This is a genomic window from Erwinia sp. GW821-FHT03D09, from assembly GCF_059420805.1.
In genome coordinates, this window is sequence record NZ_JBWKUK010000001.1 from 155,730 (window position 1) to 168,107 (window position 12,378).

Consider the following 12,378-nt stretch of genomic DNA (forward strand, 5'->3'; position numbering starts at 1 on the left):
CAGGAGACGACAACTGGGATGTTGGCGTCAGGCCGGGCTTGAACAGGGATGTTCAATCCTGGCCGGTCCGAACGGCACAATGCCGTAACCGAGGGCACCGCACAGCGGCGCGAGGACCGCCCTGAAGCAGCAGCAGAGGCTGTACCCTATCCACCAGACATAAAAAAACCGCCATCACAAGGATAGCGGTTCTGGATCTCTACCGAATCACCGACTAAATCAGTTCTGCGGAGCAACCTGCGGCTGAGCTTCAGGTGCAACCCGTTGCTGCTCTTCCGGCTGCGCCTGCGGTGCAATCTCATCACCGCCGCCCAGCATATAGCGCGACAGGAACTGCTCCAGCGGCATCTTCTCACCGTTCATCGTCACCTGACCGGTGGCGTACTGCAACGTGGTGAGAATATTGTTATCTTTCTGCGTGGTCAGCTTAAACATCTGACCCATCGCGGTCAGACCTTTCACCTGCTGATCGGCCAGCTTCGCAGCCTGATCCTTATCATAACCCTCGCTCATCGCTACGTGAGTCATCATCTCCGTCGCCATATCCATCGAAATCTGCAGCTTGCCGTCGAACGACTTCAGCACGTTATCCACCTGCTGGCCCACCGTCTGGGCAGGCGCAGTGGCAGCCGCCGGATCTTTAAACTGTACGGCAAGATTGAAGCTGCTCTCGCCTTTGTCATTGCTCCAGCTCAGAGGGGCAATGTTCACCGACGGGTTGCCTTTCAACAGCAGCGGAAGATTCGCCGCCAGCAGTTCGCTCACGCGCTGCTGATAGAGTTCAGGATTGCTCTGCACCGCAGGATCGCTGGTCAGCGCCATGACCTGGTTATTGTACTGGGTGGAGAACTGTTTCATCGCCTTGCCGTCGAAGTCGGCAAGTTTAATCAGCAGTTTACCGTGACCGAAGTCCTGGCCCTGCAGTTTCAGGCTGTCGAGGGTGTAGTCAATCTGACCAGAAACGTGATTATCTTTTGAATCAAAGGTCGATTTACCGTTAAGATTCTCCAGCGTCAGCGCCTCTTTATCACTCACCGTCGCGCTGAGTTTTTTCAACGCCAGATTCTGATTGCCAATGCGCAATCCTTCCGGGCTCAGATGGCTGTTCGCATCGAGCTTCAGGCCGTTAATGGTGAACAGCACCGGCATCTCCAGTTCGTTTTTACTGGCGATGGAAACGCTGTCGATATTGCCATTAAATTTAACCGCGTCACCTTTATCATCCGCTGAAATCGATAGCGTACCGCCGTTAAAGGCAAAGCGTTCGCCGGTCTGCACGTTGCTGTAATCAGCCGGCAGCAGGCGCACATCAGAATCGGTGCTGCCGCTGTAGCCTACGCGGGTTTCAACCTGAAGGATGGACTGACCTTTGGCGATTTCAAACAGCTTCTTGACCGGATCGGTGTTTTCCAGCTCGCTGTGAACGGAAGCCATGCTCGGTATGAGATTGAATTTTTTCAGCTGGGCAAGCGGGAAGGGACCGTGGTCGATGGTTTCCTTCATGACAATGCTCTGTCCTGGTTTCAGAATAGAGTTGTCTTCGGTTTGTGAACTGGACTGAAGGATCAGACGCACGGTGCTGCTAAACAAGCCGCGCTGATAATCCTGGTAGCTAAGCTGCAGGCGGCTTTCCGGTGCCGTGTCGCGTATTTGCGCGTTTGCTTGCTGTACCAGCTGATCCATGTTTTTTTCCAACTGCTTACCGGTAAGCCAGGCCCCCCCGGTCCAGATAACGCCAAGGGCAATCACTACGCCGACGGCAATCTTGGTTTTTTTCATCTGTAAGTCGTCCTTTTTTGATTCACGAACGCCGGTTAACCGCTTCAAACCCTGCAGGCAACATCATGGCGAATAAAAAACGCCTTACGGCGTTTTTGTGGAATAACTTCAATAATATTAGCAATTATGGCTGGATACGTCAGCCGCAATTAGCCAGATCGTTGAACGCACGCGCAACGCGGCCGCTTCCACTCAGGGTTATCGGGGATTCGCTGGCGGCAATAAACGCCGATTCGCCCGCTTTGAGGGTCAGCCGATCTTTGCCGCTGCCGAGAATCGCTTCGCCTTCAATACAGAAAATAATCGCCGCGCTTTGCTGTTCAACGCTCAGTGGCTCTGCGGTAAGGGTGTGGATAGCGAATGCAAAATCTTCAACCGGGATCGGGAAGGTTTGCGTATTGCCCTGCTGAACCGGCACCGTTAGCAGCGTATCGGCAGGTTTTTCAACAAACTTCAGGTTAGCCAGCAGCTCAGGGATATCAATGTACTTCGGCGTTAACCCGGCGCGCAGAACGTTATCGGAGTTGGCCATAATTTCCAGCGCTACGCCGTTAAGATAGGCGTGCGGGGTTTCAGCGAACAGGAACATCGCTTCGCCCGGCTGCAGTTCAATGACGTTTAGCAGCAGCGGGGAAAACAATCCGTTATCGTCAGGATAAACTTCCGCAATGCTGCTGATGGTCTGCCACGGCTCGCCCGTGTTAGCGCTGAGTTGCTCACGCAGAATATCAAGCGCCCGCGCCTTAACATCACCTTCCATCGACAGCAGGCTGGCAAACAGGTCGGACAGGCTAGCGGCGTCCGGTGACTGGATAAATTTCTCAATTGCCGGGTGCGCAGTGGATACCGGCAGCAGCAGAGCAGCAATCTCCTTCAGCGGACGGAAGCCGTTAATGGCCTGGAACGGGGTCAGTGCGTAAACCAGTTCGGGCTTGTGGTTATCATCTTTATAATTACGGTTCGCAGCGTCGATCGGGATACCCGCCGCATTTTCGCGAGCAAAGCCTTCAATCGCGGCGGACTTGCTTGGGTGAACCTGAATGGACAGCGGCTGGTCGGCGCACAGCACCTTAAACAGGAAAGGCAGCTCGTTAAAACGCGTTGCGACGACTTCACCCAGCAGCGCGGTTTTATCCGCAGCGATAATATCGCGCAGCGAGCGCGGGGCATTATCAACGATAATTTGCGAAGAACTCTTCGGGTGGGCGCCCATCCACAGCTCTGCCATCGGCTGCTGTGATGGATTGTCGATACCGTACAGCTCGGTCAACGCCGTTTTACTTCCCCAGGTATAATTTTGCAGCGAATTGATTAATTTTTGCATGATATTTCCCTGTTAAACTCTGTTCAGGTAGTTAATTGCCAATAGTAATACCGAAAGAATACCCTGGAAGACAATCCGAAAAATCCTCTTTAAAACAATCGGGGTGCAATAAACGCGAATGAGTCGCATAATGTTAAATAGTTGTATGTAAAAATATGGCCCGCAGTTACTGGCTATCGGTTACTAAAAACGGGCCATTGAAAATCATATGTTTGTGCTAAAGGAGAGAGGAATGGCAGCCCACCGCATTGAAAAAGACTCAATGGGACCTATCGAAGTACCGGCTGATAAACTTTGGGGCGCGCAGACCCAACGTTCACTGGAACACTTTCGCATTTCAACTGAAAAAATGCCTGTCGAGCTGGTCTATGCTCTGGCGCTGACAAAGCGTGCCGCAGCAAAGGTGAACAGCGATCTCGGCCTGCTGCCGGGTGAACGTGCCGGCGCGATTATCAGCGCTGCGGATGAAGTGCTGGCCGACAAGCACACGGCTGAATTCCCCCTCGCGATTTGGCAGACCGGTTCCGGTACGCAAACCAACATGAACATGAACGAAGTGCTTGCCAATCGCGCCAGTGAAATTCTTGGCGGTGAACGCGGTATGTCTCGTCTGGTGCACCCAAACGATGATGTGAATAAGAGCCAGAGCTCAAACGATGTCTTCCCGACGGCAATGCATGTGGCGGCGGTTGTTGCGGTGCAGGAACATCTGTTGCCGCAGCTGAAAGTGCTGCAAAAGACACTGAACGATAAGGCAGAAGCCTATAAAGACATCGTTAAAATTGGCCGTACGCATTTGCAGGACGCCACGCCGTTAACGCTGGGCCAGGAAATCTCAGGCTGGGTTGCCATGCTGGCACACAGCCTGAAGCATATCGAACAGAGTATTCCTCATGTGGCTGAACTGGCTCTGGGCGGTACCGCCGTAGGAACCGGCCTGAATACCCACCCGGAATACGCGGTTCGCGTGGCGAAAGAACTGGCCGATTTGACTAAACAGCCGTTTGTGACTGCGCCAAACAAATTTGAATCGCTGGCAACCTGTGATGCGCTGGTGCATGCGCACGGTGCGCTGAAAGGTCTGGCGGCTTCGCTGATGAAGATTGCCAATGACGTACGCTGGCTCTCATCCGGCCCGCGCTGTGGTATCGGTGAAATCGCTATTCCTGAAAACGAGCCGGGCAGTTCGATCATGCCTGGCAAAGTGAACCCGACTCAGTGTGAAGCGCTGACCATGCTGTGTTGCCAGGTGATGGGCAACGATGTGGCGCTGAATATCGGCGGCGCGTCCGGTAACTTCGAGCTTAACGTTTATCGCCCAATGGTGATCCATAACTTCCTGCAGTCGGTGCGCCTGCTGGCTGACGGCATGGACAGCTTCAATCACCACTGTGCGGTGGGTATCGAGCCGAATCGTGACCGCATAACCCAGCTGCTGAATGAGTCGCTGATGCTGGTAACAGCGTTGAATACCCATATTGGCTACGATAAAGCGGCTGAAATCGCCAAGAAAGCACATAAAGAAGGGCTTACGCTGAAAGGCTCGGCGCTGAAACTGGGCTATCTGACGGAAGAAGAGTTTGATGCCTGGGTACGCCCGGAAGAGATGGTTGGCAGCATGAAGGTTTAATCCTTCCCCTGATACACGCAGTGAAGCCAGGCAAATGCCTGGCTTTTTTTTAAGCGGCGGTGGTCGTCAGGCGAACCGATCGGTATACAGATGTAGTCGCGGGATCAGCATATAAAGCGGCTGCGCCAGCGGTTTGTGGCGATGATTAACATTGTCGGCGTCATAGTTAAGCAATTCGCCCAGCACAGGCACACTGGCCGTATCTTTACACAGCACAATCAACGGTGAAGGGCAGGCGAACTGGGTCTGCTTCTGGCTGCTGCTGTTCCACACTCTGGCGATGGGCTGCACCTTGACCGGGCGTTTAATCTTCAGGCGCGCCGTATCCGGCAGGGATTTGATGGATTCGATCTCCTGTTCCACCTTTTCCGCCCACTGTTCGCGGCTCCACGGTGCCTGCGCACGGCCGGCATTGAGGCTTTTTTGCAGTTTCTCCAGCATGTCGTCGCGGCTGACGTTTTTAATAATATGTTTGTTGGCCCAGCCGAATCGCACCGAATCAGGGTTATCCAGCAGCACCAGCGATCGATAGGCGTTGAGAGTAATTAATCCGCGCTGATGGGTGTGAACAAATTCAAACCGCTCTTCACTTGGCAGGCCGGACTCGACGGTAATGATGTGCTCCAGCTGCTTTTTTAGCGCATTTATTCGCTCAACCTGCTGCTGGAGAAGGGCGGAGCGATCGCTGTCTGCCTGCAGACAGACAGCGCCGGGCAGTCTGACGGCGGATTTTGTACTGATTTTTTCCGACTGGTGTTGCATAAAAAACCGTGAAAAATGCGTCAGAGCAAGCTGTAATGCGGACTGGCCAACACGTTGCTCAACGCTAATCTGCGTAAGCGGATCTGACTCTTTGCCTTTCTCAACCGCAGGCAATTCAAACACCCTGGCCGCCAGCAGCCGCAGTGAAAGGATCTGTTGTTGCAGGTGGTCGAGTTCAGACTCCAGCTCAGCTACGCAGTGATGCAACCGGTCTACGGCATGATAAAGGCTCATTTCACCTCCATTAGTTACAACATACTAATGATGATAATCAACAAAGGTGCTCAATTCAACAACAGCGCGCTTTTTATTCAGGCAGTAATAAAAAGGTAAAAAAGTGTTGAGCAGCTAAGCAGTATATTGACGGGATGTCTTGGGTAAGGAAACGGGCCACGCTGTTTGCATTGGCCCGTGAGGGTGATAAATCAAAGTTTTTTAAGGTGCAGCTGGCTACCTACCCGTATCGACATCAGCAGCATTGCAGAAATAAAAATGGTAATCCCGCTCCAACCAAAACTGTGCCAGAACACACCACCCAACGTGCCCGCGACGCTGGACCCCAGGTAATAACTGAACAGATAAAGTGATGAGGCCTGACCCTTCGCACGACGTGCCCGTAAGCCAATCCAGCCGCTGGCAACGGAATGTGCCGCAAAAAATCCAGCGGTAAACAACATCATGCCCGGCAAAATAAGCCACACGCTGCTGAACAACGTGATCAGCAGGCCGCTCAGCATGACCAGCGTTGAAACTAACAATACCGGTGAACGGCCATACTTAGCTGTCATCGCACCGGCTTTGGGTGAACTCCAGGAACCGGTGAGATACACCACGGATAACAGGCCTACAACCGCCTGACTAAGTGAATAGGGTGGTGCCAACAGACGATAGCCAATGTAGTTAAACAGCGTAACGAATGACCCCATCAGCAGAAAACCTTCTGCAAATAACAGCGGCAAACCGCTGTCACGCCAGTGGAGGCGGAAGTTAATGGCCAGGCTGCGGGGGTTGAGTGAGGTCGGTCGAAAATGGCGTGAGTCGGGCAGGATTTTCCAGAACATCACCGCAGAGGCCAGCGCAAAACAACCGATAACGGCAACCGCCACGCGCCAGCTGCTGTAATCCGTGATTACGCCACTCAGCAGACGGCCGCTCATGCCGCCGATGGAATTGCCGCTGATGTACAGCCCCATAGAAAATGCGACAACCGCCGGATTCATCTCTTCACTGAGATAGGTCATTCCCACGGCGGCCACCCCACTTAACGACAGGCCGGTGAGCGCGCGCATCAGCAGGATTCCGTGCCAGCTGGTCATGGTTGAAGAAAGCAGAGAGAAAATTGCCGCCAGCATCAGCGAGGTGACCATCACTGATTTACGGCCCAGTGCATCAGAAAGCGGGCCGGTAAACAGCATACCCAGCGCCAGAAAACCGGTAGCAATAGAGAGAGAAATACTGCTGCTGGCGGGTGAAACGCCAAATTCCTGCGACAGCACAGGCAGTATCGGCTGCACGCAGTAGAGCAGGGCGAAGGTCGCCAGTCCGGCAGAAAACAGGGCCAGCGTAACGCGCATAAACTGCGGGGAACCGCGATTAATATACAAACTGGTATTGGAAATATCAGACGGGATGCGGTTAACGGGCTCTTCGAGCGTAACGGCATGGGGTGAGCGATTCACTTCAGGTTCCTTAGGTGGGATGGCTTAGTCTCTCCATGGAAAAGATAAGAAAAACCTATTATGATGTCTAATATATTAATAATCTCAAATGATACATTTAAAGTATGAATATTGAACTTCGCCACCTGCGCTACTTTATAGCCGTTGCTGAAGAACTGCATTTTGGGCACGCGGCGCAGCGGTTGAATATCTCCCAGCCACCGCTCAGCCAGCAGATTCAGATCCTCGAGCAGGAAATCGGCGCTCGTCTGTTTGCCAGAACCAACCGCAGTGTGCGCCTGACGGCAGCTGGCCAGCAGTTTTTACTGGATGCCCGCTTAATTCTGCAAAACGTTGCTCAGGCTGCTGATAAAGCAGCGCGCCTGCATCGTGGTGATGAGGGTGAGCTGCGTATTGGTTTCACATCCTCGGCGCCGTTTATCAGCGTGGTGTCCGATGCGCTGTTCACCTTTCGCCAGCGTTTTCCGGCCGTTCATCTCCAAATGCAGGAGATCAACACACGCCAGCAGCTGACACCGCTGATTGATGGTCGGCTCGATCTCGGTGTTATGCGTAATACACCTTTACCGGATACGCTGAATCATCAGTTGATCCTGGAGGAACCGATGTATGCGCTGGTTCATCGCGATCACCCGCTTGCCGGTCGAGAGACCATTAGCGTTCGTGAACTGGCGAATGAACTTTTTGTTTTTTTTGATCCACAGGTCGGAACGGCTCTCTATACGGAAATTTTAACCCTGCTGCATCACTATCAGATTGAGCCAAATATTGCTCAGGAAGTGGGGGAAGCGATGACCATTATCGGACTGGTTTCCACCGGGCTTGGCGTGTCAATTCTGCCGGCATCTTTCCGTCGCGTTCGGCTGGCGGATGTGGTCTGGATTTCTTTACAGGAAGCAGATGCTCTGTCACAGGTTTGGCTGGTTTGGTCGCGTCTGCGTGAACGACCGGCAGTCATGTCGGCCATGATGTCGCTACTGCTGCCGGTGCATTAAATCGTGGAAAACATGAGCGCTCTTCTGCTGTTTATGTGCTGCAAATCACATATCGAATCAAATATTTGACCTTGCGTGCGAAGTGTTTCACCATGAGAAGTATGCTTTATTTTGAAGCGTGAAAATAAGCGGGAGCTGGGGTGTGATTGCGGACAATCAGCCTGGTCATATCGACCAGATTAAACAGACCAATGCCGGTGCGGTCTATCGGCTTATCGACCGGTTTGGCCCTATTTCTCGTATCGAACTGTCCAAAAAAGCGCAGCTGGCACCGGCCAGTATTACCAAGATTGTTCGGGAAATGCTGGAAGCACATTTGGTTAAAGAAACTGAATTCCAGGAACCCGGTAGCAGGGGGCGTCCCGCCGTTGGTCTGGTGCTGGACACGGAAGCCTGGCATTTTCTCGCCGTTCGTATTGGCAAGGGCGATATGACTATCGCGCTGCGAGATCTGAGCAGCAAAATGGTAGTTGAACAGCAGTTTGTGCTACCGCCCGCCGATCCCGAACCGCTACTGCAGCGTATTATTAAGCTGATCGATCAATTCTTTGTGATCCACCAGAGCCGCCTGGAACGGCTGACGGCCATTGCTATCACCTTGCCGGGCAGGGTTAACGGCCAGGCGGGCATTGTGCATCGCATGCCATTCTACCAGGTCGATGACATGCCGCTGGGGCCGGAACTGGAGCGGCGAACCGGGCTGCCGGTCTATATTCAGCACGATATCTGCGCCTGGACCATGGCTGAATCACTGTTTGGCGCCTCGCGTGGTGCCAGCGATGTTTTGCAAGTGGTTATCGATCATAACGTCGGTGCCGGCGTGATCACTGGAGGCCGACTGCTGCACGGCGGGGGCGCAACCCTGGTTGAGATAGGGCATACCCAGGTCGATCCCTGGGGAAAACTTTGCTACTGCGGTAATCACGGCTGTCTGGAAACCGTTGCCAGTACGGAAAGCATGCTCGAACTGGCCGCGCAGCGTATGCAGGCATCAATGAGCTCTTCATTGCACAATCAGCCGCTTTCGATTGAAAATCTGTGTGATGCGGCACTGAGCGGCGATCAGCTGGCCTGCGATATTATCACCGGAGTAGGTGGCAGCATTGGACGTATTCTGGCCATTATGGTTAACCTGTTCCATCCGCAAAAAGTGTTGATAGGCTCGCCGCTCAATCGCGCACACCCTATTTTATTCCCGGCGATTAACGCCTGTATTCAGCAGCAGTCGTTACCAGACTATGGCGCAACGCTATCCGTGGAACCGACTGAGTTCCTTAACCAGGGGACGATGCCCGGTGCGGCGCTGGTGAAAGATGCACTTTACAACGGCTCGCTGCTGATCAAATTACTGCAGGGATAACGAATCCACTAAATATTGCGCCAACGCAATCTTCACCGCCAGGCGCTGCCCTACAATTTTCGCTCCATTACTTTCCAAAAGTTTATCTGTGGGCCAGACATGGCCTGCTGGAGCCGTTCATGTATAAACGTTTATTTATTACCGGAACCGATACTGAAGTCGGTAAAACGGTGGTGTCACGAGGATTGCTGCAAACGCTTGCGGTGGGCGGTAAACATGCCGTTGGCTACAAGCCGGTAGCGAAGAGCAGCCAGCAAACCGAAGAAGGGCCGCGCAATAAAGATGCGCTGGTATTGCAGGCTTCATCTTCACTTCAGCTGCCTTATCAGGCGATTAATCCGGTAACCCTGCTGGATGATGAAATCAGCACCAGCCTGCAATCGTTCAGCTATGCCACATTAAGCAGCGGGCTGCATGCGCTGGATGAACAGGCTGATTATATTGTCATTGAGGGCACCGGTGGCTGGCGCAGCCTGATGAGCGACAGACGTCCACTTTCCGACTGGGTGGTGCAGGAACAGATGCCGGTAGTTTTGGTGGTTGGCATCAAACTGGGCTGCATCAGTCATGCCTTGCTGACGGCCCAGGCAATACTGAACGACGGGCTACCTTTGCTGGGCTGGGTGGCTAACCGAATTAATCCAGGCCTTGCCCATTATGCCGAAATTATCGACGTATTACAGGATAAGATCCCTGCACCGCTGTTGGGGGAGCTCCCCTATTTACCACGTGCAGAAACCCGCGATTTGTCGCGCTATTTCAATCTCTCTCCCCTGAATTTATAAGCCAGATAACGTGGGCGAACCGCCAAAGAGTTCGCCCCGGCCATATTCGTCTTTGAACCCATGCCGCAAAAAACCATTGTTTTTATTTACTATCCTGACGGGATCTTGTTTTAATTATCGTACTTTCGCGTGCTGAGTTAATCAAAACTCTGGAGTTAATGTGACATTGTCACATTTAAGAACGCACAATCCGAAAACTCCACGACAAAATTTGGTACACACTTAGCAGGGAAGCAACGAAAAGGAATCCCATGTCAGAAAATACAATTTACGCCGTAACCCGGCGCCACTGGGTGCTGATCGCCTGTATGCTATCGATGTTTATGGCTGCAATTGAGGTCACCATTGTCGCAACGGCGATGCCCACAATCATCACTGAGCTGGGTGGTTTTTCGCAGTTTGGTTGGGTTTTCTCCATTTATCTGCTGACCCAGGCCGTAACCGTACCAATCTATGGCCGCCTGGCCGATATGTGGGGCCGCAAGCGGGTGTTTTTTATTGGTGCCGGACTATTCCTGCTGGGTTCGATACTCTGCGGGTTTGCCAGCAGCATGAGCTGGTTGATTCTGTTCCGTGCTTTCCAGGGGCTGGGGGCAGGGGCCATCATGCCGCTGACCTCAACGATTATCGCTGACGTTTATCCGCCAAAAGAGCGCGCTGGCGTGCAGGGCTGGCTTTCCAGCGTGTGGGGCGTAGCGGCGATTGTCGGGCCACTGACGGGAGCCTGGCTGGTACAGCACTTTAACTGGGCGCTGGTTTTTTGGGTTAACGTGCCGATTGGTATCATTTCAATGCTGCTACTGGTGAGGTTCTTCCCGGAAAGCCGCGAAAAAACAGACCAGCGTATCAATTTCAGCGGCAGCTGTTGGCTGATGCTGACCGTTACCGCCTTATTAACCGCATTGTTGCAGGCCGAGTCGCTTGGCTACTGGGCGCTGGCGTTGAGCGCCGTGGCGCTGTTGGCCGGATGGGGACTGTTTCGCCACGAGCGTTATTCGGGCGAGCCTCTGTTTCCACTGGCTATCTGGCGCACCCGGACCCTGCTGGTGGGTAACGTAGGCAACCTGCTTATCGGTGCGGCGATGATGGGGATCAGTGCATTCCTTCCCACATGGATTCAGGGCGTTAACGGCGGTACACCGCTGCAGGCCGGGAGTGCTCTGGCGATGATGTCGATTGGCTGGCCGCTGGCCAGTACGCTAAGCGGCAGGCTGATGCAGCACACCTCTTACCGATTTACCGCTCAGTTGGGTTCGCTGCTGCTGATAGCGGGTACGGCGATGCTACTCATTTTGCATCGTGAAAGCCCGGTATGGTATGCCGGATTATCCGCCTTCGTTATCGGTACGGGGATGGGGATGACCAGCACCACCTTCCTGATTGCGGTGCAGAACACGGCGCAGTTTGAGATACGCGGGATTTGTACTGCCTCGGTGATGTTCAGCCGTATGTTAGGTTCGGCGCTGGGGACGGCGCTAATGGGGGCGATGCTGAACTACCACCTGATGCTGCGTCTGCCGCAATATAGCGATCCGGTGCAGCAGGTGATGTCACCCGCCGGGCGCGAACAGCTTAAGCCCGCGATCCTTGACCTGATGCTGACTGAAATCGCGCACTCGCTACACTGGGTGTTTATGGTGTCACTGATTATTGCGTTTGGCAGTTTGCTGATGTCGCGGCTGGTACCGGTACAAAAGCCACATTAGGATCGGAGCCGCTGACGAAGCGTATTGTCTTACGTCAGCGGTAGAGGGGTTACTGCGCAGGTGCGTCCTGAGACGTTCCTGCGCTGGCCGGAACGTTGTTTTCGCTGTCGTTAGCGTTGCGCTTATAAACGATTTTTTGCGTATCGCTCTCGCAGTGGCCAACAACCTGACCACCGGCCTGTTCAGCCTGATCGTTAGGTACGATATCCAGCGAGAAGCCGGATTCTGGCACGCCGTTATTGATGATCTTCTGACTAATATCAGCCTTGACGCTTTCGCAAGATGCCTGAACGGCCAGCGGGCTGGCAACGAGCAGGGCGGTTAACATCCACTTCGAACCTTTCATCATTTCATCCTT

At 53.4% G+C, this 12,378-nt stretch carries 10 protein-coding genes; 5 read left to right on the top strand and 5 right to left on the bottom strand.

Going from position 1 to position 12,378, the window contains the following annotated elements; all coding sequences use genetic code 11:
* Nucleotides 1–219 precede the first annotated feature (219 nt).
* Nucleotides 220–1,779 (bottom strand): YdgA family protein, encoded by a 1,560-nt coding sequence (locus tag AC07U6_RS00820; protein ID WP_494762645.1) that lies wholly within the window; start codon nt 1,777–1,779, stop codon nt 220–222.
* A 139-nt stretch (nt 1,780–1,918) separates the two neighbouring features.
* A complete protein-coding gene (manA, locus tag AC07U6_RS00825; protein WP_494762646.1) occupies nt 1,919–3,103 on the bottom strand; it encodes a mannose-6-phosphate isomerase in 1,185 nt (394 codons plus the stop codon).
* A 232-nt stretch (nt 3,104–3,335) separates the two neighbouring features.
* Here manA and fumC point away from each other — a divergent pair, with 232 nt between their 5' ends.
* A complete protein-coding gene (gene fumC, locus AC07U6_RS00830) occupies nt 3,336–4,733 on the top strand; it encodes a class II fumarate hydratase (RefSeq protein WP_105595505.1) in 1,398 nt (465 codons plus the stop codon).
* 66 nt (nt 4,734–4,799) lie between these two features.
* Here the strand turns inward: fumC and tus are convergent, their stop codons facing one another.
* Both tus and ynfM read right to left on the bottom strand, forming a co-directional pair.
* Complete coding sequence (gene tus, locus AC07U6_RS00835) at nt 4,800–5,729, bottom strand: DNA replication terminus site-binding protein (RefSeq protein ID WP_494762647.1); 930 nt, start codon at nt 5,727–5,729, stop codon at nt 4,800–4,802.
* Nucleotides 5,730–5,920: 191 nt separating this feature from the next.
* A complete protein-coding gene (ynfM, locus tag AC07U6_RS00840) occupies nt 5,921–7,174 on the bottom strand; it encodes a multidrug efflux MFS transporter YnfM/SxtP(Kp) (protein WP_494762648.1) in 1,254 nt (417 codons plus the stop codon).
* Nucleotides 7,175–7,278: 104 nt separating this feature from the next.
* Between ynfM and AC07U6_RS00845 the strand changes: the two genes are divergently transcribed.
* The 4 genes from AC07U6_RS00845 (at nt 7,279) to AC07U6_RS00860 (ending at nt 12,020) form a co-directional block, all read left to right on the top strand.
* A complete protein-coding gene (locus AC07U6_RS00845) occupies nt 7,279–8,169 on the top strand; it encodes a LysR family transcriptional regulator (RefSeq protein ID WP_494762649.1) in 891 nt (296 codons plus the stop codon).
* A gap of 142 nt (nt 8,170–8,311) precedes the next feature.
* Nucleotides 8,312–9,529, top strand: a complete 1,218-nt coding sequence (gene mlc / locus AC07U6_RS00850) for a sugar metabolism global transcriptional regulator Mlc (protein ID WP_494762650.1) — start codon at nt 8,312–8,314, stop codon at nt 9,527–9,529.
* 119 nt (nt 9,530–9,648) lie between these two features.
* Entirely contained in the window at nt 9,649–10,314 is a 666-nt protein-coding gene (gene bioD / locus AC07U6_RS00855; protein WP_494762651.1) for a dethiobiotin synthase, read from the top strand.
* Between the two features lie 251 nt (nt 10,315–10,565).
* Nucleotides 10,566–12,020 (top strand): MDR family MFS transporter, encoded by a 1,455-nt coding sequence (locus AC07U6_RS00860; RefSeq protein WP_494762652.1) that lies wholly within the window; start codon nt 10,566–10,568, stop codon nt 12,018–12,020.
* A 49-nt stretch (nt 12,021–12,069) separates the two neighbouring features.
* Here AC07U6_RS00860 and AC07U6_RS00865 read toward each other — a convergent pair whose 3' ends face one another.
* Complete coding sequence (locus AC07U6_RS00865) at nt 12,070–12,369, bottom strand: DUF1161 domain-containing protein (protein WP_494762653.1); 300 nt, start codon at nt 12,367–12,369, stop codon at nt 12,070–12,072.
* Between the last annotated feature and the right edge of the window lie 9 nt (nt 12,370–12,378).